General features: G+C 36.9%; 21 protein-coding genes, 12 tRNA genes, 2 rRNA genes and 1 other RNA gene (1 of these 36 cut by a window edge). 3 read left to right on the top strand and 33 right to left on the bottom strand.

Annotated features, from left to right (window positions below; all coding sequences use genetic code 11):
- Positions 1–5: 5 nt before the first annotated feature.
- The 15 genes from JDW14_09655 to tadA form a co-directional block, all read right to left on the bottom strand.
- Entirely contained in the window at positions 6–551 is a 546-nt protein-coding gene (locus JDW14_09655; protein QQD65520.1) for a DNA-3-methyladenine glycosylase I, read from the bottom strand.
- Positions 544–720 (bottom strand): hypothetical protein, encoded by a 177-nt coding sequence (locus tag JDW14_09660; protein ID QQD65521.1) that lies wholly within the window; start codon positions 718–720, stop codon positions 544–546. The genes JDW14_09655 and JDW14_09660 overlap by 8 nt, the downstream gene beginning before the upstream one ends.
- A gap of 78 nt (positions 721–798) precedes the next feature.
- Positions 799–1,803, bottom strand: a complete 1,005-nt coding sequence (locus JDW14_09665; GenBank protein ID QQD65522.1) for a YdcF family protein — start codon at positions 1,801–1,803, stop codon at positions 799–801.
- Between the two features lie 108 nt (positions 1,804–1,911).
- A complete protein-coding gene (gene rsmI / locus JDW14_09670) occupies positions 1,912–2,790 on the bottom strand; it encodes a 16S rRNA (cytidine(1402)-2'-O)-methyltransferase (protein ID QQD65523.1) in 879 nt (292 codons plus the stop codon).
- 47 nt (positions 2,791–2,837) lie between these two features.
- A complete protein-coding gene (locus tag JDW14_09675) occupies positions 2,838–3,194 on the bottom strand; it encodes a GIY-YIG nuclease family protein (GenBank protein QQD66549.1) in 357 nt (118 codons plus the stop codon).
- Complete coding sequence (locus JDW14_09680) at positions 3,142–3,888, bottom strand: tRNA1(Val) (adenine(37)-N6)-methyltransferase (GenBank protein ID QQD66548.1); 747 nt, start codon at positions 3,886–3,888, stop codon at positions 3,142–3,144. The genes JDW14_09675 and JDW14_09680 overlap by 53 nt, the downstream gene beginning before the upstream one ends.
- Entirely contained in the window at positions 3,885–4,256 is a 372-nt protein-coding gene (locus JDW14_09685; GenBank protein QQD65524.1) for a DUF972 family protein, read from the bottom strand. Before JDW14_09685 ends, JDW14_09680 begins: the two co-directional genes overlap by 4 nt.
- Before the next feature lie 22 nt (positions 4,257–4,278).
- Positions 4,279–5,229 (bottom strand): hypothetical protein, encoded by a 951-nt coding sequence (locus JDW14_09690; protein ID QQD65525.1) that lies wholly within the window; start codon positions 5,227–5,229, stop codon positions 4,279–4,281.
- Entirely contained in the window at positions 5,229–5,558 is a 330-nt protein-coding gene (locus JDW14_09695) for a cyclic-di-AMP receptor (GenBank protein ID QQD66550.1), read from the bottom strand. Before JDW14_09695 ends, JDW14_09690 begins: the two co-directional genes overlap by 1 nt.
- Entirely contained in the window at positions 5,521–6,204 is a 684-nt protein-coding gene (locus JDW14_09700; GenBank protein ID QQD65526.1) for a dTMP kinase, read from the bottom strand. Before JDW14_09700 ends, JDW14_09695 begins: the two co-directional genes overlap by 38 nt.
- Positions 6,205–6,253: 49 nt before the next feature.
- Positions 6,254–6,850, bottom strand: coding sequence for a recombination protein RecR (gene recR, locus JDW14_09705; GenBank protein QQD65527.1), 597 nt, complete (start codon positions 6,848–6,850; stop codon positions 6,254–6,256).
- A gap of 29 nt (positions 6,851–6,879) precedes the next feature.
- Positions 6,880–7,206 (bottom strand): YbaB/EbfC family nucleoid-associated protein, encoded by a 327-nt coding sequence (locus tag JDW14_09710; protein ID QQD65528.1) that lies wholly within the window; start codon positions 7,204–7,206, stop codon positions 6,880–6,882.
- A 134-nt stretch (positions 7,207–7,340) separates the two neighbouring features.
- The gene (dnaX, locus tag JDW14_09715; GenBank protein QQD65529.1) at positions 7,341–9,239 is read right to left on the bottom strand and encodes a DNA polymerase III subunit gamma/tau; all 1,899 of its coding nucleotides are present in this window, start codon (positions 9,237–9,239) and stop codon (positions 7,341–7,343) included.
- Positions 9,240–9,336: 97 nt separating this feature from the next.
- Positions 9,337–9,434, bottom strand: an RNA gene (gene ffs, locus JDW14_09720) — signal recognition particle sRNA small type.
- A gap of 65 nt (positions 9,435–9,499) precedes the next feature.
- Positions 9,500–10,021 carry a tRNA adenosine(34) deaminase TadA gene (gene tadA, locus JDW14_09725; GenBank protein QQD65530.1) on the bottom strand — a complete coding sequence of 174 codons (522 nt, stop codon included), beginning with the start codon at positions 10,019–10,021 and terminating at the stop codon, positions 9,500–9,502.
- A gap of 130 nt (positions 10,022–10,151) precedes the next feature.
- On the opposite strand from tadA, the gene JDW14_09730 reads away from it, so the two are divergent.
- Both JDW14_09730 and JDW14_09735 read left to right on the top strand, forming a co-directional pair.
- On the top strand, positions 10,152–11,015 hold the full coding sequence (locus JDW14_09730) for a helix-turn-helix domain-containing protein (GenBank protein ID QQD65531.1): 864 nt from the start codon (positions 10,152–10,154) through the stop codon (positions 11,013–11,015).
- A 73-nt stretch (positions 11,016–11,088) separates the two neighbouring features.
- Complete coding sequence (locus JDW14_09735) at positions 11,089–11,976, top strand: LysR family transcriptional regulator (GenBank protein ID QQD65532.1); 888 nt, start codon at positions 11,089–11,091, stop codon at positions 11,974–11,976.
- A 58-nt stretch (positions 11,977–12,034) separates the two neighbouring features.
- Here JDW14_09735 and JDW14_09740 read toward each other — a convergent pair whose 3' ends face one another.
- From JDW14_09740 to JDW14_09750, 3 genes are all read right to left on the bottom strand, one after another.
- On the bottom strand, positions 12,035–12,388 hold the full coding sequence (locus JDW14_09740) for a hypothetical protein (protein ID QQD65533.1): 354 nt from the start codon (positions 12,386–12,388) through the stop codon (positions 12,035–12,037).
- Between the two features lie 107 nt (positions 12,389–12,495).
- Entirely contained in the window at positions 12,496–14,982 is a 2,487-nt protein-coding gene (locus JDW14_09745; protein QQD65534.1) for an ATP-dependent Clp protease ATP-binding subunit, read from the bottom strand.
- Positions 14,983–14,995: 13 nt separating this feature from the next.
- A complete protein-coding gene (locus tag JDW14_09750) occupies positions 14,996–15,463 on the bottom strand; it encodes a CtsR family transcriptional regulator (GenBank protein QQD65535.1) in 468 nt (155 codons plus the stop codon).
- Between the two features lie 297 nt (positions 15,464–15,760).
- Here JDW14_09750 and JDW14_09755 point away from each other — a divergent pair, with 297 nt between their 5' ends.
- A complete protein-coding gene (locus tag JDW14_09755; GenBank protein ID QQD65536.1) occupies positions 15,761–16,654 on the top strand; it encodes a serine hydrolase in 894 nt (297 codons plus the stop codon).
- A 22-nt stretch (positions 16,655–16,676) separates the two neighbouring features.
- Here JDW14_09755 and JDW14_09760 read toward each other — a convergent pair whose 3' ends face one another.
- From JDW14_09760 to JDW14_09830, 15 genes are all read right to left on the bottom strand, one after another.
- Entirely contained in the window at positions 16,677–17,315 is a 639-nt protein-coding gene (locus tag JDW14_09760; GenBank protein QQD65537.1) for a ribonuclease P, read from the bottom strand.
- A gap of 332 nt (positions 17,316–17,647) precedes the next feature.
- Positions 17,648–17,731: transfer RNA gene (locus JDW14_09765), tRNA-Leu, on the bottom strand.
- Positions 17,732–17,741: 10 nt separating this feature from the next.
- Positions 17,742–17,812 (bottom strand) — tRNA-Cys (locus tag JDW14_09770).
- Positions 17,813–17,825: 13 nt separating this feature from the next.
- Positions 17,826–17,897, bottom strand: a tRNA-Gln gene (locus JDW14_09775).
- An 11-nt stretch (positions 17,898–17,908) separates the two neighbouring features.
- Positions 17,909–17,981, bottom strand: a tRNA-His gene (locus JDW14_09780).
- Positions 17,982–17,991: 10 nt separating this feature from the next.
- Positions 17,992–18,062, bottom strand: a tRNA-Trp gene (locus JDW14_09785).
- A 34-nt stretch (positions 18,063–18,096) separates the two neighbouring features.
- Positions 18,097–18,177, bottom strand: a tRNA-Tyr gene (locus tag JDW14_09790).
- Between the two features lie 2 nt (positions 18,178–18,179).
- A tRNA-Phe gene (locus tag JDW14_09795) sits at positions 18,180–18,252 on the bottom strand.
- A 6-nt stretch (positions 18,253–18,258) separates the two neighbouring features.
- Positions 18,259–18,331 (bottom strand) — tRNA-Asp (locus JDW14_09800).
- A 5-nt stretch (positions 18,332–18,336) separates the two neighbouring features.
- A tRNA-Val gene (locus tag JDW14_09805) sits at positions 18,337–18,409 on the bottom strand.
- A gap of 19 nt (positions 18,410–18,428) precedes the next feature.
- Positions 18,429–18,500, bottom strand: a tRNA-Glu gene (locus tag JDW14_09810).
- A gap of 25 nt (positions 18,501–18,525) precedes the next feature.
- Positions 18,526–18,612, bottom strand: a tRNA-Ser gene (locus JDW14_09815).
- Positions 18,613–18,640: 28 nt separating this feature from the next.
- Positions 18,641–18,713: transfer RNA gene (locus tag JDW14_09820), tRNA-Asn, on the bottom strand.
- A gap of 21 nt (positions 18,714–18,734) precedes the next feature.
- Positions 18,735–18,850 (bottom strand): 5S ribosomal RNA (gene rrf / locus JDW14_09825).
- Between the two features lie 84 nt (positions 18,851–18,934).
- A 23S ribosomal RNA gene (locus JDW14_09830) occupies positions 18,935–19,334 on the bottom strand (it continues 2,490 nt past the right edge of the window).

Here is a 19,334-nt window from a genome sequence, read left to right on the forward strand (position 1 = left end):
ATTTCCTATCTAAATTGACAATTAATATCATGGTCATTCACAATACCAATTGCTTGCAAATATGAATAGACTGTAACAGAACCTATAAATTTAAAGCCATTTTTCTTGAGTGCTTTCGTTACACAATCACTCAATTCACTTTTTGTTTGATGAATATCTTGCTGTTTAATAATCGTTTTTCCTGCTGTAAAACTCCAAATAAATGCATCAAACGACCCATATTGTGCTTGAATTTTCATAAATGCCTGTGCATTAGTAATCGTTGCTTGAATTTTACCACGATGACGAATAATGCCTTTGTCATCAAGTAACGCTTCTATTTTCTGTTCATCATACGTTGCTATTTTTCGATAATCAAAATTATCAAAAGCGCTATCAAATTGTTCTTGCTTGGACAGTACTAATTGCCAAGACAGCCCAATATGAAACATCTCTAAAATCAACCACCGAAATAATGCCGTATCATCATGTTCAGGTTTACCCCAAATATTATCATGATAATCGACATAATAATCCGGTTTTCCCTCTATCCATTGACAACGATTAATCACGTTTTTGTTGCTCCAATTCCTTTAATGCTTCTTCGTCCATTTCAAATTGGCTAGCTAATTCATCTACTTCCTCTTCTACTTCATCATCAATTACCAAGCCTAAATTATTCATCGCTTCTTCTAATTCTCTTTTTCGTTTCATCAATGTATCTTCATCTTTTAATGCCATAATTTTCTCCTCCTACTCTAGTTAGCTTGACTGCCACTTCTACAAACTTTCTCCAGTGGTGCACACTCACACTATATTTTAAACTTCTAATAGTGCCACAATAATAATATATAATATTGACAAGAAACTTACTTCTTTCGTCAATAATAATAAGGCTAAATACTCACGAACAGATGAGTAAGGCCATGTAATCCATTTGGTGGTAGCCCCTACAAAATGAGCCTTTATACCATATTTGACTGCATAGTAGGCTGCTCGAACCAAATGATATTGGCTAGTTATCACGACTAATGGCCGTTGATTACCAGCATGGACAATATATGGTCGTGCAAATTTAAAATTCTCATCGGTATTTCTAGCCGACGGTTCTTTAATAATTTGATGTTTCGCAATTCCTTGATTTAATAGATAATGGCTCATACCCTCAGCCTCAGTAATCCCGTCTAAAGTTGGGTTGCCACCCGACACTAAAAATAATACCTGTTCTTGATGTTCTTGACTTAAACATTGATAATAATTAAAGGCTTTATCCAATCGTTTCCTTAAATCATACTGCACTTGTCCCTCATCATCAATTTCAGTTCCCAATATCATAATGATAGGTGCAGTTGACGGACGCTTTCGCCACTGAACCAATTGTGCTATAACGAGATAGCTAATAAATAAAGCAGTTAAAAAAATGGCAATCGTGCTGTACAAACTAATCATCACAGACAATTGCATCTGTCTGATACGCAATACATCACCTAAACTATATCCACAGAACAATAAAATTAAAATCGCCAAGGCAATATTACTGTATTGTCGCCAAACTATTTGTTGTCCACGTATTTCACGAAATAAAATTAAAATCGCTAAAGCTAATAAAATAAATGGTACGACAATCAATAAAATAACACTCATACTATACAAAAAATATCGCATAATAAAAATTGGTAACCAATTACTGGTGTAAAATAAAGCCATAATCAAATTCGTTATCGCATACCAACCACATACAATTGGATGAATGAAAGGTGATGACAGTTTTAAACCGACGATACTTAAAATGAAAAAAATAGTGGCCAACCACCAATATAGCATCGGCATCCCTCCTTCTATTCCAGCTCATTTTGGTTGACTTAGAAACCACTTTGAAAATTACATAGTGTATTCTCACATACTCTATGAACATCTGTGTCAAATTATATTCTAATCCGTTTCATGATACTCTTGATACACAATTTGTTTCCGTATTTGATTTAATTTAGCAATCTCTTTAATCGCTTCTTTTGAAGACACTTGATACGTTTGCATATACTGCGTCACTTGTTCTCGTAAAGAGAGTGATTGGTCAGTAATCTTATCTGAGCTAGATTCAAGTGCTCTGCCACCTTCTATTAACAAGACGCATTCACCTTTGATATCATGCTCTGCTACCCACTCATTCACTTGTATCAGTGTCCCTCTCAAATACTCCTCGTATTGCTTAGTAAGTTCTCTAGCAACCACAACCTGTGTATCTTGATGTAAATATTTCATCATCACAGCAATTGATTTAGCTACTCGATAAGGCGACTCATAAAATATCGCTGTTTCTGCTCGCTCACCAATTAAAGCCAACACTTGTTTTTGTCCTTTTAATTCACGTGGAAAGAATCCATAGTATGTAAAACGCTCAGCTGGCAAGCCCGATGCTACTAAGGCTGTTAAAGCTGCATTTGCACCAGGCAACGCAACTACTGAAATTTTCTGCATTAAAGCAGCTTGAACTAATGGGTGTCCAGGGTCATTGATTAATGGCATACCGGCATCTGACACTAGTGCAATATCTGTACCTTGTAATAGCATCGCAATATATTTTTCCACTTGTGCATTCGAACTGTGTTCATGAAAACTTTGCATAGGTGTATCAATATAAAAATGATTTAATAATTTAATCGTATGACGTGTATCCTCTGCTAAAATTAATTGCACAGCTTTTAGTTGGTTCACTGCTCGAAAAGTCATATCTTCTAAATTTCCAATTGGTGTAGGAACTAAGTATAATTTTCCATATTCATTAGCTGAAAAACTCTTTTGTAAATGCACTCATATCCTCCTCTCTCCACCATTCATTGTATTACTGACTTTCTAACTTATTCTAACTTATTCACAATTACAAATTGTTTCGTCGGCAATGTTTGAATGCCTGCTTGTGCTAAATAACTTTCTTTATTTTGACGTTTTAATTGCTTAAACCAGTACTCTTGAGCCATTGCTTCAGATTTACTACCCCAGCGTTCAGCGTAAATTAATTGTAATGGGTGTCTGGCTTTCACACGAGTATATTTAGCACCTTTACCACTTTGATGTGTTTTTAATCGTTTTGCCAAATTATTTGTATAGCCACCATATAAAGTATCATCTTGACAATATAGCACATAAAAGTAATGTTGCTCATTATGTTCCAAAATAAATCGCCTGCATTTCTTTCGTATACTGATGATTGTCATCATGCACAATAATCGGTGGTTCAATCCGAATACCATGTCGTCCACCACGATAAATGGCTTCAATTAATACAATATTGGCAATGGCATCTTTTTTAGGATAAGCAAATTTGATACGATGAACGGAAAATTGATGTGCCAATAGCTGTTCCATTAAATCATCTAAACGCTCTGGACGATGCACAATATACAATCTTCCCTTATCTCGTAATAATACAGCCGCCTGTTTAATCCATTGCGACATCGTCAAACTGACTTCATGTCGAGCTAATTGATGACTGGTTAAATGATGCAATTCTTTCGATGATTCGACTAAAAAATAAGGGGGATTACACGTAATAATGTCATACGGCTGCGATGCCTTGTTCAGTTGATTAATATCCCCTTGACTGATTGTAATCTGATGTTCTAATTGATTTAACTGAATACTACGCTGTGCCATATCGACTAATGGCTCCTGTAATTCAATTCCCTCTAATTTTTCTGTCGTTCTACCACTCAATAAAAGGGGGATAATCCCATTCCCAGAACAAAAATCCAAATAGCGAAAGGATCGCCGCTCAGGTAAACGAACAAAATCTGCTAATAACACAGCATCTAGAGAAAAAGAAAAATATTGCTTACTTTGAATAATTTGTCGCTTTTCTCGAATTAATTGATCAATTCGTTCATGCTCTTTCAATACTACTGCCGTCATTGCACTTGGTCCAATCCTAAAATAATTCCTTGACAAAATAGACACTCTTCATCCAGCTGACGTCTTTGTCCAAATAATTCATGACACACATGGATTCCGTCATCATAAAATCCTTGCAGTCTTTCCTTGCCACTCGCTGTTTTCTTATGAGTGGGTTGTTGTTCTTGAGCAATTGGATGTGCTGCTGGTAAATGCTCAATAACATATTGCTGCAACTGATCCTCTAACTCTTGATTCAACATCCGTAAACGATTATTTTCTTCACTTAATGATAATATTGCTTGCGTCAATTGCTGCACACTGTCTTGATACTGCAATGACTGCTCTTTAATTGTTTGAATTAAACGGTGTACTGCTTGTTGCTCCAATGATTATCCCCACTTTTGTTTTTTATTTGATTGTCGCCAACACAATTTTTTCTACCACCAACTGCGGTGCCACATTAGCATCTAAATACTGTTTAGCTTCAATTAACTGCTGATTCAATATCAATAATTCATCTACTCGCCCACTCTTCTTTTGAGCAAGCGATTCAATTATCTGAATTACGTCTCCTTGATTATCTGTTATGTGCATAATCATTTGATGATTTAACCACATTAAATAATCCAAACCATAATTCAAAAAATTAGTCGCTAAAAATTGTTTCATACGCACTTGAATTAGAGCAAAAGTCAAAGGTTCTTTCACATATAACCATTGATATAATTCATCATACGCTTTAAACCAATTTTCAACTTCATCGACTGTTAATTCCATTAAACCAACTCTCGTTTTATATGGCAACTGTTCTAAACGCTTTTTATACACCCTTGATAGTGATGCCATATTGCTATCTTCAAATGCTAATGATGATTGCTGCGTTAAACGAAGTTGCTGCGTTCTTGACCGAATTGTCGGTAAAATATTATTGATTTCATTCACATATAAAATCAAATACACTTCACTCTTGGGTTCTTCCAAAATCGTCAATAGTGCATTAGCTGATGCCGTATTCATCAATTCTGCTTGTTCAATGATTGCAAATTTACAATGCGATTCAATTGGACTTAACATCAACCATTCTCTTAATGCACGAATTTGATCAATTTTAATTGACTTGGACTCTGGAATCACACGATAAACATCAGCCCATTGATTATCTTGCATACGTCGACAAGATTCGCAGTCAAAACAAGGTTGCCCTACTTCCAAGAAATGAGGGCAAACCATCGCTTGCATCATAGCAGTTGTAACGTCTTGTTTCTGTACAATGTCATCGCCAACCAATAAATAAGCATGACTCAAAGTCCCTTGTCGTATTTGTTGGAAAAAATACTGTTTAAAATCTGTCATCGTCATTAGAATTGCACGAACGAATCAATCGGTAATACAAATACCGTTGCACCACCAACTTTTACTTTGACTGGGTAGGCTGCTGTAACATCTAAGCTAACATCTAAATTCACCGGAGAAGAGATAAATTGCTCACGTGCTTGGCAGCTAACTTTAATCAGTTCTAATACTTCATCGACACGTTCTTCTTCAATACCAATGATAAATGTCGTATTACCTGAACGTAAAAATCCACCGGTTGAACTTAATTTCGTTGCACGAATATCCGCTTCATAAAACGCATCACTTAAAATATTTTTATCTTGATCTTGAACGACTGCTATTACCAACTTCATCATCACAACGACCTCCTTCTACTTGCTGTTCGATATATTCCATACAATTTTGAACAACCTGTTCAATGCTCTGTGTTCCGTCAATCACTTTGATTCGAGCATGTTCATTGGCTAATAATAGAAAAGCCTCTCTAACTTGTTGATGAAACTCTAAGGCTTCTTGATCTAAGCGGTCAAACTTTTCATCTTTTCTAGCATTATGAATTCTCTCTAAACCAATTTCCGCTGGTACATCAATTAATAACGTTAAATCCGGCAAAGTTCCTTCAATCGCAAATTGATTAATTTCCCAAATTTTTTCGATTTCAATATCACGTGCGAGTCCTTGATAAGCAAGCGAACTATCAATAAAACGGTCGCATAATACCACTTTTCCTTGTTCTAATGCAGGTAAAACAACTTCTACTAAATGTTGTCGTCTTGCTGCTGCAAATAATAATGCCTCTGTTCGCTTATCCATTAAGGTATTATTCGAATCTAAAATGACCGTTCTAATTTGTTCAGCTATCTGACTACCACCAGGTTCACGTGTCACCACAATATCATGATAGCCTTTTTCTTTTAATTCTTTTACTAATAATTGTATTACCGTCGTTTTGCCAGCACCTTCAGGTCCTTCAAACGTGATAAAATGTCCTTGTTTCATTCCATATACTCCTAATTCAATGGGATGACAAAGCCTTTCCCAGTTTATATTATAGTTCTCTACGACCTTCAATTGCTCTAAACAGTGTCATTTCATCTGCATATTCAATATCACTACCCACTGCCAAACCATGTGCCAAACGTGTCACCTTAATCCCTGCTGGTTTTAACAGTCTTGATAAATACATAGCCGTCGCTTCACCTTCAGCAGTCGCATTTGTAGCAATAATGACTTCTTGAATCCGCTCATCTTGTAGACGTTGAATTAATTGGGCAATGTTTAAATCATCTGGTCCAATACCTTCCATTGGCGATAAGACACCATGTAAGACATGATATAGACCATGATATTCTTGCATACGTTCCAATGACATAATTGCTCTTGTATCTTCTACTACTAAAATCGTCGAAACATCTCGATGAGTATCAGAGCAAATAATACAAGGATCGACATCGGTAATATTACCACAAATATGGCAATATTTTAAATCACGTTTCACATTGATAAGATTTTGTGCAAATTCTGTTACCTCACGTTCGTCCATATCAATCACATGAAACGCTAGTCTGGCTGCTGTTTTTGCCCCAATACCCGGTAATTTTGTGAAACTATTAATCAGTTTAGCAATTGGTGCTGGATACTGCATATGCTCCTCCTACTCACTCTTCGATTATCTTAAAATGGTAAATTTAATCCTTTAGTAAATTTACCTAAGCGTTCTTCCGTTATCTTATCAATTTCGACAATTAAACCATTGACTGTCGATAATACCAAATCTTGTAACATCTCAACATCATCTGGATCTAATAAATCCGGTGCAATCGTTAATTCTGTTATTTGTCGTTTTCCTGTCATTTTTACCGTTACTAATTGGTTACTATCACTTTTCTCAAAAATCGTTTCTTCGATTGCCGCTTGCTCTTTAGCTAATTCTTTTTGCATTTTTTGTGCTTTTTGCAACATTCCTTGCATGTTACCCATGCTTCCCATTCCTCGCATCATTGAACCTCCATATCAATTATTCTATTTTTATTTTATCATATTTTATACTTGAAGTGGCATACGCAGTATCGAATATTTTTCATTTTACAAAAATGAGTAGGCAATCGGTTAAACACCACTCCTACTCATTTTCATTATTCATCATATAAAATTGTCACATTATTTTCGCCGAATAATTCAATCGCTTTAGCAATGACTTCCGGTGTTTCATCTACTGCTATCTCATTATCCATATTTTCTCGCTGTAATACCCCACCAATTGTTTCGACTGGTTTTGGTACTTCTACGCCTGGAACATCAAACGTATCGTCTGACATCTCCACTTCAATCGGTTCACTTTGTTCTAATGAAGACACATCATTTGATTCAATTCTCACTTCTTTTACTTCATCTTTTATCGGCGGCATTAACGGTTTGCCACCATTTTTTTCACGCAATAATTTATATTCTTGCCTTAATGCATGCCATTCACTATCTAAAATATAAACTAAACGAATTGGCTCTCGAATCAATTGTGCACAAAGTGTCTCTAATTGTTGTTGTAGATGTGAATCATTTTGTACCATACCACAGAACGCTTCATTTTTAAAACTAATTAATCCCACTCCAGCTCCAGCTGCAAGGGGATAAGTCCCATTAAATTTAGCACGTTCTTGTGGATTTACATTTGCTAAAATCGTTGGCCACTGCTGCTTTAAACGCTCAATATGAGCACGTGTTGCTTGGTCTAATACACGATAAATTTCTTGCGTCTGTTGCTGATATTGACGTTTCATCGCCGACGGTCTAATTCGTGGTGTCGTTACTGCTACCTGTTCTGCTTGTGCTTTTTGTCCTACTGCACTCAATGTCTGCACTAATTGCGATTCTAATTGCTTAACTTTTTGTTCCAATTGTTCGATTCGCTGCAACAATACGTCTTTATTCGGAGATGATTCTTGTGTCGCAATGGCTACATTTCCTTTATTTTGTGCCAGTTGAATCGTGACGATTTCTAAATATAAATCCGGTGCATTACTAAAACGCATCTGCGATTGAGCTTGATTTAGCGAATGAATTAATTGAAAGTAAAAAGTCGCCGGCACTACTTTATTTAAGCTCATTAATTCCTCATCACTCAACAATGTATCATTATGTTTAGTATGATGTGACAATAACACATCACGAGCAAATAAAATCAATTCTTCAATAAATCGACTAGCTTGTTTTCCTGATTGTAAAACCTCTTTAACAATCATCAATGCTTTTGTGCCAGATTCTTGATAAATATCTTCGATATAGTTTACATATACTTGATGATTCACACTACCCGATACTTCTAAAGCAGCTGCTAAGGTTAATTTATCCGATTGATACGATAAGGCTTGGTCTAACAAACTTAAACTATCACGCATACCCCCATTGGCAGCTCTAGCAATCACTTTCAACGCATCATTTTCTGCTGGAATATGACGTTGATCCAAAATGTACTGCATTCTCCCAATTAAATCAACATCTTTAATCCGTTGAAAATCAAAACGTTGCGTTCTCGATAAAATAGTCGCCGGAATTTTATGCGGTTCCGTCGTCGCTAAAATAAACAATACATGTGCAGGTGGTTCCTCTAATGTTTTCAATAGGGCATTGAACGCACCTGTCGTCAACATATGTACCTCATCAATAATGTATACTTTGTATTTAGCTTGTGTCGGTGCATATCTCACCTTATCACGCAATTCACGAATTTCATCAACACCATTATTACTCGCTGCATCAATTTCCACAACATCAGGCAACTGACCACTCGTTATCGCTTGGCACAATTCACATTCATTACATGGATTCCCGTCGATTTGATTCGGACAATTCACAGCTTTCGCTAATATTTTAGCCACACTTGTTTTACCTGTACCTCTTGGCCCTGTAAACAAATATGCATGACTCAATTGATCATATTTAACAGCATTTTTCAATGTTTCTGCTATCATCGGTTGTCCAACTAATTCATCAAATGACTGTGGACGCCAAACACGGTATAAAGCTTGGTAACTCAAGATATTGCCCTCCTCTATCTATTTACTTCATTATATCACATCAATGTTTACACTTATATTCTAATATACCAATAAGTAAATAAAATTCATTCAGTGCTTTAAACATACAAAAAAGGCACATGACTTTGTCACTTATAGCTGCTACCTTCCGGTCCTGACTCGATTCGTGACGCCACCATTGCCTTACCTCTATATTAGCATAAGTTTCACAAAAATGCTAGTGGTGTACCTAGCATTTTTACGAAACAAGTTATCCACAATTATTGTGAGTTATCCACAGAGTTGTGCATAAGTTTCTCTTGTTTTCGTTTTTCTCGTAATCCTTTAAAAAAAGCACTTAATCTTTGACCACATTCATCAGCCAAAATTCCTTCAATCACTTGAGCATTATGATTGAAACGTGAATCTTCGATTAAATTCATTAAACTTCCCACACAGCCAGCTTTTGCATCTCTCGCTCCAAAAACAACCGTTTGAATACGAGATAAAATAATAGCTCCAGCACACATTGGACATGGCTCCAATGTAACATATAAAGTAGCACCTTCTAATCGCCATTGCTCTTGCAACTGATTTGCTTCATTAATCGCTAGTAATTCTGCATGAGCAGTAGCACTATGGGTTAATTCTCGTAAATTATGTGCTTTTGCAATCACTTTTTCATCTTTGACAATAATCGCTCCAATCGGCACTTCTCCTAATTCTTGTGCAATAGCTGCTTGTGCTAAGGCTAAACGCATCCATTTCTCATGGTTTAAACGTTCAGAATCTGACATATTCATTATTTCGCCTCCTTTATTCAAGTTTACTTGCACTCCATTTATTATTTTATGTTTAATCCAGTTGCTATACTAGGTAATCAACGTCAAATATGGTACACTAAGAGTGTAAATTTTTCAAGGAGGCATCACAGTGATTCAAACTATTCAACAATTATATCCACAAGCACTCATCAATCCTGATAACCTTGATTCACTTATTGCTACCCACCACATTTTACATATTAAGAAACAAATAATTGCCATTCCTAAAGAGGATATACCAACAAAAGAGTTAACACTCCTTTCATTGTTGGTGGAGAAACAACCTAATACGAAACCAAAATCTCATTGGCAAAAATTTTTAGAGCAAAGCTCTCAAAATATACCGATTATTACCGGCAATCTACAAGTGCTGCATATTGAGTTTAGACATACTAAACATGATGATAACCTTGATTTATGGCTATCAACATTTAAAGAGGCCTTTCCAGCAGTAATCGAATGGTTTCCAATCGCATTGAGACGCTTTACAATTCTATTAAAAATTAAATCCGTAGAAGATTTAGATGTCGAATTACTTCATGCATTAATTCAAACTTTAGATACGGACTTTGATACCTCAACTCGAGTCATTATTGGATATACTCATCCGCTATCATTGAATTTGCCTATTCAGTATCAACATGAATTAGCATTGGTTGAACACACTTTTCGCCACGATGCGAGTGTTCGATTTGAAACGTTAACCCCTATTCTCATTCGACAAATTGGTCGCAATACTTTACAACACAATGAATTATTGCAACCCTTACAACAAATTATTCGACAAAATAATGAATATAGTAGCTTAATCCAAGCTCTTTTCGAGCATCAGGGCAACTTATCACAAGCTGCCGAACAACTCTATATTCACCGTAATACATTAACATATCGTTTACAAAAATTTTATAAAGAAACAGGTATGCAGTTACAACACTTACCTGACTTAGTTATATGCTATCTTTGCTTGTTTTAAGACTTTATTTTTAATGCCTTGACAGCTATAATAAATAAAACTCACTACATCAATTATTTACTTGGAGGCAATCATGAACTTACGTGATTTGGAATATTTCAAATATTTAGCTGAAAGTTTAAGTTTCACAAAAACGGCAGAACATTTCTTTGTATCGCAGCCGTCTATATCCATTGCATTAAAACGCCTAGAAGAAGAATTTGAAACCAAACTCATTCAGCGAGAACGTTCTGCTAAAAATATTCGTTTAACAGCATCTGGTAGAACTTTGTATCATCGCACCATTGATATGCTAAACTTATTTAAACAAACAAAACAAGAAATGAGCGAAACCGTACCTGAATCTGTCCAATTAGGATTAATTTCAATTATCGGCTCACATTATTTACCTAAATTATTTGCACATATTAAAGGAACTGACTATCAATTAAGTTTGATTGAGGAAAATACAGCTGATGAATTGATTGAATCTCTAAGAGCAAAAACTTTCCCTATCGCCATTACGATTCACGAACACGAAAAATTTGCTCAACAATGGATTGATTCTTATCCTATTTCTCACGCACCTATCCAATTATGTGTGTCTAAAAATCACTATTTAGCAAATTATCGTGAATTATCAATCGTAGAATTAATGAATGAATCATTCATCTCGCTCAAACCTGGAACAGTACATGAACGTTTATTTTATCAATGGGCAACACAACATAAACTCCCTATGGAGACTGTTCAATATACAGATAATCTATATGAAGTCATCGAACAAGTCGAATCTGGAAGACGACTCGCTTTATTAACAGAAAATACCATTTTATCGAATGATAAGATTATTTCAATACCTGTTAAAAATGCACCAATCAGTTATACTAGCCTTATTATTAATAATGAGGCTACACTTTCTCCAGAACAAGCAGCTTTCAACCAACAACTCATTGATATTGTCAAAAACAAGTCGCTCTAACAGCAAAAATAACGGACATTCACTTTATCGGCGAATGTCCGTTTTATCATATTATCTATTATTGAATCCAGTCTGACACTCTATCAGCTACATCAGTACCTAATTCTTTTGCACGATCAACCACTTGATTCATCACAGAACCTACTTGTCCCGCTACTTTATTCGCAGTCTTTTCAGTTTCGTCCATTAATTTCATTACCGTATTCAATTCTGTATCCGATAATTTATCAATCGCATCAATTAACCCTTGCGACCCTTTCAAATTTTGACGAATAAATGATTTAGCTTTTTCACGATTTAAAATGCTTTCTACTTTTGTACGTGCATTTTCATCAATGTATAAATACAGTGATACACCGGCTACTGCAACTGCAGCTCCCAATAATACTCTCCCAAAACAATTTTTTGACATGTTTATTCCTCCTAATAATTAAGTATTCGTTATTTATTCTAGTACAACTTCTCTATTAATAGTATAACACATCTAAGTTGAGAAAGCTTTCATTCTGCTTGTAGGCATTAATTCTTAGTACGATTAGAAATATTAATACTACCTCCACGACCACCAATAGTAATTTGGTCACCATTTTGAATATTTCCATTTAAAATTAGTTCACTCAATTCATCTTCAATTTGTTTTTGAATCGCACGACGAATCGGTCTTGCTCCGTATTCGGGATCAAATCCTGCTTCAGCAATAATATCCACTGCCGTATCCGTAATACGTGCTTGAATATCCAAGTCTTCTAAACGTTTTACAATATCAGCTGTATGTAATTTAACAATTTCTCGAATATTATCTTTTGTTAATGAATGGAAGACAATCGTTTCATCAATACGATTTAAAAACTCTGGTCTAAACGCACGTTTCAATTCTTCACGAATCTTCCGTTCCATAGCTTGATGATTTTCAGTTACAGCAACTGCACCAAACCCAACTGATTTCTCGTCACGCAATGCTGTTGCCCCTAAATTAGATGTCATAATAATAATCGTATTTCTAAAGTCAACTTTACGACCCTTACCGTCAGTTAAATGTCCATCATCAAATACTTGCAGTAAAATATTAAAGACATCCGGGTGTGCCTTTTCCACCTCATCAAGTAAAATCACACTATATGGTTTTTGACGGATTTTTTCTGTTAATTGACCTGCCTCATCATAGCCCACATAGCCTGGTGGTGAACCTACCAAACGTGACACACTATGTTTCTCCATATATTCAGACATATCCACTCGAATCATATTTTCTTCGCTACCGAACATGACATCAGCTAATGTTTTCGCCAATTCTGTCTTACCAACACCAGTAGGGCCTAAGAATAGGAATGACCCAATTGGACGTTTAGGTGATTTCAAACCACTTCTAGCTCGGCGAATAGCACGTGATACCGATTTTACAGCTTCATCTTGACCGATGACACGCTCATGTAATACTGCTTCTAAATTCACTAGACGTTGCGATTCTGATGTTTCCATTTGTTGAACAGGCACACCTGTTGCTTGTGCCACAACTTCAGCCACATCATGACTTGTTACAGTTAAAACTGCCTTAGTCTGTGGTTGTGTTTCTTGTTGATCCATTTCTGCTAATTGTGTTTCCAATTGCACTTCTTTTTGTCGTAATTCAGATGCCTTATCGAAATCTCTAGCTAAAATGGCTTGTTCTTTTTCGCTTGATAACTCCACTAATTGCTGTTCCAATGTATCAACAGAAACCGTCGTTATTTCACCAGCTGCATCAATCCGTACTCGAGCGGCTGCTTCATCAATTAAATCAACAGCTTTATCTGGTAATCGTCTTGCAGTCATGTATCGTGCACTTAATTTTACAGCTGCTTCTACTGCTTCTGTTGGAATTTCAACCGTATGATGTTCTTCATATTTTCCTTTTAACCCTTCAATAATCGCAATTGATTCTTCAATTGACGGTTCATCAATTTGCACTTTTGAAAAACGACGTTCTAATGCAGCATCTTTTTCAATATATTTTTGATACTCATTTAAAGTAGTCGCCCCAATCACTTGGATTTCACCACGAGCCAACGCTGGTTTTAAAATATTAGAGGCATCAATCGCACCCTCAGCACCACCGGCACCAATCAAAGTATGTAATTCATCAATAAAGAGAATAATATTGCCACTATCAGACATCTCTTCAATGATTTTTTTCATTCGTTCTTCAAACTCACCACGATATTTTGTACCTGCAACTAAAGCACCCATATCTAACATCATCAAACGTTTATTAGCAATATCTTCTGGTACATCTCTTGCTATAATACGCTGTGCTAAACCTTCGGCTAAAGCCGTTTTACCTACACCCGGTTCCCCAACTAAAACTGGATTATTCTTAGTTCGTCTACTAATAATTTGAACAATTCGATGTACTTCTTGTTCCCGACCAATCACTGGATCTAATTGTCCACGACGTGCTAAATCTGTTAAGTCACGTGCCACTGAATCTAAGGTTGGACTTGTTGTTGCTTGATTATTTTGATTACGATTATTTCTACCACTGCGAGTTTGACGACGATTTTTTGTATCATCCCCCTCACCGTCAGTAGCGCCAATTAACTCGTATACCGTACGTCGTAATGCATCAAAATCAATCTCAAGATTACGAAGTAATACCACCGCTAAGATTTCTTCTTTTAAAATTCCTAGCAATAAATGCTCAGTACCAACTTTTGGTGCCCCTAAACGTTTTGCATCATTAGATGCATTCATAATCACTTTTTTGGCTCTTGGAGAATACGGAATCACTTGTTCTCCCATCATTCTTGGCGGAGCAAATTTTCCATGAATCGCTTCTAATTCTGCGATTAAAGCATTGTAAGTCGCACCATGTTCACGTAACGCTTTTCCCGCAATCCCTGTTTCTTCTTTAGCCAGTCCTAATAAAATGTGCTCAGAGCCCACTGCTTGATGTCGCATATAATAGGCTTGTTCAGCAGCAAAAATCATTACTTGCCGAGCACTATTTGTAAATAATTCTTCAAACATATTGTCACCTCATTTAATTATATGTATAGCGTAATTGGTAAAGGAATGTTTTTAACAATTGCGCTCTTGCGTATTGTTCTTGCTCACTAATAGTGTGGAGCACTGATTTTTCAATTACTGATAAAATCAATGTTGCTTCACGCTTAGTAATGATATTGCGTTCGATTAATGTTTCAATCATATTGATACCATTACGTTGACTAATCTGGTCTCCCACAAGTTCAATCATTTGATCAATCTGCTCTACTTCATCTGCTAGATGAATTTTTAAAATACGGATATAACCACCGCCACCTCGCTTACTTTCAACAGCATAACCGTGTTCTTGAGTAAATCGAGTATTAATAACATAATTAATTTGTGAAGGCACGCAATCAAAATGTTCCGCAATGTCACTACGCTTAATTTCAAGATGTTCTTGATTCTTTAAAAAACTCTTTAAATACGCTTCGATGATTTCCGTCATATTTCTTTGCGTCATTCTGTTACCTCCTTTCTGATTCGCTTGGATTGACTTAGCATCTAATTCAGTAAATTTCTCGCTTACGTTTTTAGTTGTTTAACATTGACTTTCTTTGACCATTATATAATAAAACGATTCGTTTGAAAAGCATTTTGCATCTCTACTTAAAAATATAAACCCAAAAGTTGTAAAATACACTTGATTTTTATAGAACCATCAATTAATACTACTGTTCATTTAAAATATTTATGTTATAATCTTCAAATGGCTAATAAAAAAATAAAATAGTTACATCATCTTTTTGGAGGATATTGAATGACACGCCGCTTATTTAAACTATTAATCTCGATAAATATAATAATAATTACTTTATTCTCAGCTCAATCAATTCAAGCAGAAGAAATCGACACACAATATTCTGTCCGTGGAAAAAGTTTTGAACAAATTATTTATGAAACGATAGAAGAATTCGGCTACACTACAAATAACGTTTCCATCGCTTACTATGATTTTTTAAATCAAAAACATTACTATCTGAATGAATGGCAACCTATGCTAGCTGCCAGCGCATCAAAAGTTGGAACAGCCGCATTGTATGCTAATTTAATCAACGAGGGAATCCTAACTTACGATACTGAAATTCCGTATAATGAATCACTCTTCGAAGAGGGTGCTGGCAATATTACAAACGGTGATATTCAAGAGAGCTATCTACTTTCAGATTTAATTTACGAAATGCTCCATTACTCTGATAATACTGCATGGAATTTATTAACTGATTATTATTATACAAACTTTGGGAATTATCACGAAGATTTATTATTATTTAGTGGTACTAATATAGAAGATGAATCACTTTATGAATTTAATATGGTTAATGCACAAGTGCTAGAGGGAATTCTTATTCAAGTCGGTTCATCAGATATTTACGATGAAATTATCGATATTATGATGCATTCTCAAGATACCTGGCTGATGAAACACTACGTTAACAACGATATGGCAGCAAAATATGGTCATCTCGATGAATATTTCCATGACATTGGACTTTATTACCAAAATGGTCAAACGGCATACGCACTAGTTATTATGACTAATGATTTACCTATAGAAGAAGACGGTACAGAAAACGAATTTTTTGGATTAATCAATTTTCGCTTAAATAAATGGTTCCAACAAACACACCCGATGACTGCACATCATGAATGAGCAGCTATCGGTTTTTTTTACTTTATTCTTTTGTTGCTAAATAATAGGGGTACAATCTTTCAAAAACAGTTATCACAGCCTTAATAAATTCATCTTCATTTTGAAATGATGTTAAGTCACCAATCTTTTCTTTTATCAATACTTTACGAACCACATTAGTTTCTACTAGCTGCTGCAGCTGAACACGATTAGATTCCGTTCCTGCATATATCATTTCAATTCCATTTTGATAGACTAAGTAATAACTAGGTTCAGAAATCGGTACGCTGAGTGCCCGATGTAATTGGGGCAAACTTTCTTGACTGAGCGTTCGCTCTAATACACTGACTTCCCATGTAATTCCTAGACTATCGCCGTCTTGTAATAATCGCAATGCCATTCCTGGTTGACTAGGAATATCTTCAGCATGTCGGAAAAAACAATAAAAATAAGCGCGTGCTATTTGTGCTTGATTCATCCAATTACTAGTTCGTTGCGCTTTTAATGGTAAACCTTGTTGCTCAATATTTTGAATTAAGTTTTGAAAAGATTTTCGTGCAGCCCCACCATCTTGCTTAAATTGCAACATGTAATCTTCATCATCTCCTGCTTTTTGAGGGGCAATATATTTTTGTCCATGGTACTGTGTAAATTTTTGTAATATGCGTACAATTGATTGCATTAACAACACCCCTTTTATTGCATTAAGCTATCTGCATTAAAAATTTTTTCACTTACATATTCTGTTTAACTGCCATAGCTAATTACTTTACTAGATAATACAATTATATCGTCTACTATTCAGAATGTCGAATTTAACTTTTGCTCGAATAATAGAACAAAGCATTAATTTTCTTATTTAATGATAGCTTTTACGGAATTCCAACAATTAATGTGTAAACAAACATCTTAAAAATATTGGAAACAGAACCTTATACAATGACAGCATTCAGTGGTCACTTATTAAAGAAAATCAAAAAAAATGATGAAACCAACGTTTCATCACCAAAAAAATACCGGCGGTCGGGGTCGAACCGACACGCCCGTGAGGGCACTGGATTTTGAGTCCAGCGCGTCTGCCAATTCCGCCACGCCGGCAAATAGGTAAAGGCGGTAACCGGATTTGAACCGGTGATCGAGGTTTTGCAGACCCATGCCTTACCACTTGGCTATACCGCCATTTTCTATTCTACTGGGGTAGCTGGATTCGAACCAACGAGTGACGGAGTCAAAGTCCGTTGCCTTACCGCTTGGCTATACCCCACTCATTTTATAGGCGAACGAGGGGAATCGAACCCCCGAATGTCGGTGCCACAAACCGATGCGTTAACCACTTCGCCACGATCGCCATCTTTCTACAGGGACAGTAGGAATCGAACCCACACTAACGGTTTTGGAGACCGTTGTTCTACCGTTAAACTATGTCCCTATTCCTCTATCTTGCCCGCTCGCAATCTAAATTATGGAGGGAGGCAGATTCGAACTGCCGAACCCTAAGGAGCGGATTTACAGTCCGCCGCGTTTAGCCACTTCGCTATCCCTCCAATGGCTTGGGACGGAATCGAACCGCCGACACTTTGAGCTTCAATCAAATGCTCTACCAACTGAGCTACCAAGCCTTTCTACGGTCCCGACGGGATTTGAACCCGCGATCTCCTGCGTGACAGGCAGGCATGTTAACCCCTACACCACGGAACCATATATGGAGGTTAACGGGTTCGAACCGCTGACCCCCTGCTTGTAAGGCAGGTGCTCTCCCAGCTGAGCTAAACCTCCAATGTTATTCACTTTTCTATGATCCGTACGGGATTCGAACCCGTGTTACCGCCGTGAAAGGGCGGTGTCTTAACCACTTGACCAACGGACCTTCTTCTTATTCTTCTCTCCACTTACGGAGAGTAAGGGATTCGAACCCTTGAGACAATTGCTCGCCTACATGATTTCCAATCATGCTCCTTCGGCCTCTCGGACAACTCTCCTCAATTTTCTTCCCTTATATTAAAAACACTCCGCAAGTAGGGCTCGAACCTACGACATCATGATTAACAGTCATGCGCTCTGCCAGCTGAGCTATTGCGGAATGACACTAACGACTTCTCCTGCATGGCAACGTCCTACTCTCACAGGACCAAAAGTCCAACTACCATCGGCGCTAAGAAGCTTAACTGCTGTGTTCGGCATGGGTACAGGTGTGTCCTTCTTGCCATCGTCACCACACAGAGAATTCGTCTTGTCTCTTAAGTAATCTTGTCTCCAAGCTCACTCAAAACTGAATAACCTTCCAAACTCCCAATCAATCTCTTGGTTAAGTCCTCGACCGATTAGTACTAGTCCGCTCCATGTCTCACAACACTTCCACTTCTAGCCTATCTACCTGTTCGTCTTTCAGGGGTCTTACTTCCTAAGAATGGGAAATCTCATCTTGAAGCTGGCTTCGCGCTTAGATGCTTTCAGCGCTTATCCTTCCCACACATAGCTACCCAGCGATGCTCCTGGCGGAACAACTGGTACACCAGCGGTGCGTCCATCCCGGTCCTCTCGTACTAAGGATAGCTCTTCTCAAATTTCCTACGCCCGCGACGGATAGGGACCGAACTGTCTCACGACGTTCTGAACCCAGCTCGCGTACCGCTTTAATGGGCGAACAGCCCAACCCTTGGGACCGACTTCAGCCCCAGGATGCGATGAGCCGACATCGAGG

It is taken from the genome of Aerococcaceae bacterium zg-252 (assembly GCA_016237705.1).
In the GTDB taxonomy this organism is placed as follows: domain Bacteria; phylum Bacillota; class Bacilli; order Lactobacillales; family Aerococcaceae; genus Globicatella; species Globicatella yangjingiae.

What these genes read in the sequence shown, in the direction of transcription:
- JDW14_09690 (QQD65525.1), bottom strand. Translation starts at nt 5,229, where the DNA reads ATGACGATGACAGATTTTAAACAGTATTTTTTCCAACAAATACGACAA.
- JDW14_09675 (QQD66549.1), bottom strand. Translation starts at nt 3,194, where the DNA reads ATGACAATCATCAGTATACGAAAGAAATGCAGGCGATTTATTTTGGAA.
- JDW14_09710 (QQD65528.1), bottom strand. Translation starts at nt 7,206, where the DNA reads ATGATGCGAGGAATGGGAAGCATGGGTAACATGCAAGGAATGTTGCAA.
- JDW14_09735 (QQD65532.1), top strand. Translation starts at nt 11,089, where the DNA reads ATGAACTTACGTGATTTGGAATATTTCAAATATTTAGCTGAAAGTTTA.
- JDW14_09740 (QQD65533.1), bottom strand. Translation starts at nt 12,388, where the DNA reads ATGTCAAAAAATTGTTTTGGGAGAGTATTATTGGGAGCTGCAGTTGCA.
- JDW14_09750 (QQD65535.1), bottom strand. Translation starts at nt 15,463, where the DNA reads ATGACGCAAAGAAATATGACGGAAATCATCGAAGCGTATTTAAAGAGT.
- JDW14_09700 (QQD65526.1), bottom strand. Translation starts at nt 6,204, where the DNA reads ATGAAACAAGGACATTTTATCACGTTTGAAGGACCTGAAGGTGCTGGC.
- JDW14_09745 (QQD65534.1), bottom strand. Translation starts at nt 14,982, where the DNA reads ATGTTTGAAGAATTATTTACAAATAGTGCTCGGCAAGTAATGATTTTT.
- JDW14_09665 (QQD65522.1), bottom strand. Translation starts at nt 1,803, where the DNA reads ATGCTATATTGGTGGTTGGCCACTATTTTTTTCATTTTAAGTATCGTC.
- tadA (QQD65530.1), bottom strand. Translation starts at nt 10,021, where the DNA reads ATGAATATGTCAGATTCTGAACGTTTAAACCATGAGAAATGGATGCGT.
- recR (QQD65527.1), bottom strand. Translation starts at nt 6,850, where the DNA reads ATGCAGTATCCAGCACCAATTGCTAAACTGATTAATAGTTTCACAAAA.
- JDW14_09755 (QQD65536.1), top strand. Translation starts at nt 15,761, where the DNA reads ATGACACGCCGCTTATTTAAACTATTAATCTCGATAAATATAATAATA.
- JDW14_09680 (QQD66548.1), bottom strand. Translation starts at nt 3,888, where the DNA reads ATGACGGCAGTAGTATTGAAAGAGCATGAACGAATTGATCAATTAATT.
- JDW14_09660 (QQD65521.1), bottom strand. Translation starts at nt 720, where the DNA reads ATGGCATTAAAAGATGAAGATACATTGATGAAACGAAAAAGAGAATTA.
- JDW14_09695 (QQD66550.1), bottom strand. Translation starts at nt 5,558, where the DNA reads ATGAAGTTGGTAATAGCAGTCGTTCAAGATCAAGATAAAAATATTTTA.
- JDW14_09760 (QQD65537.1), bottom strand. Translation starts at nt 17,315, where the DNA reads ATGCAATCAATTGTACGCATATTACAAAAATTTACACAGTACCATGGA.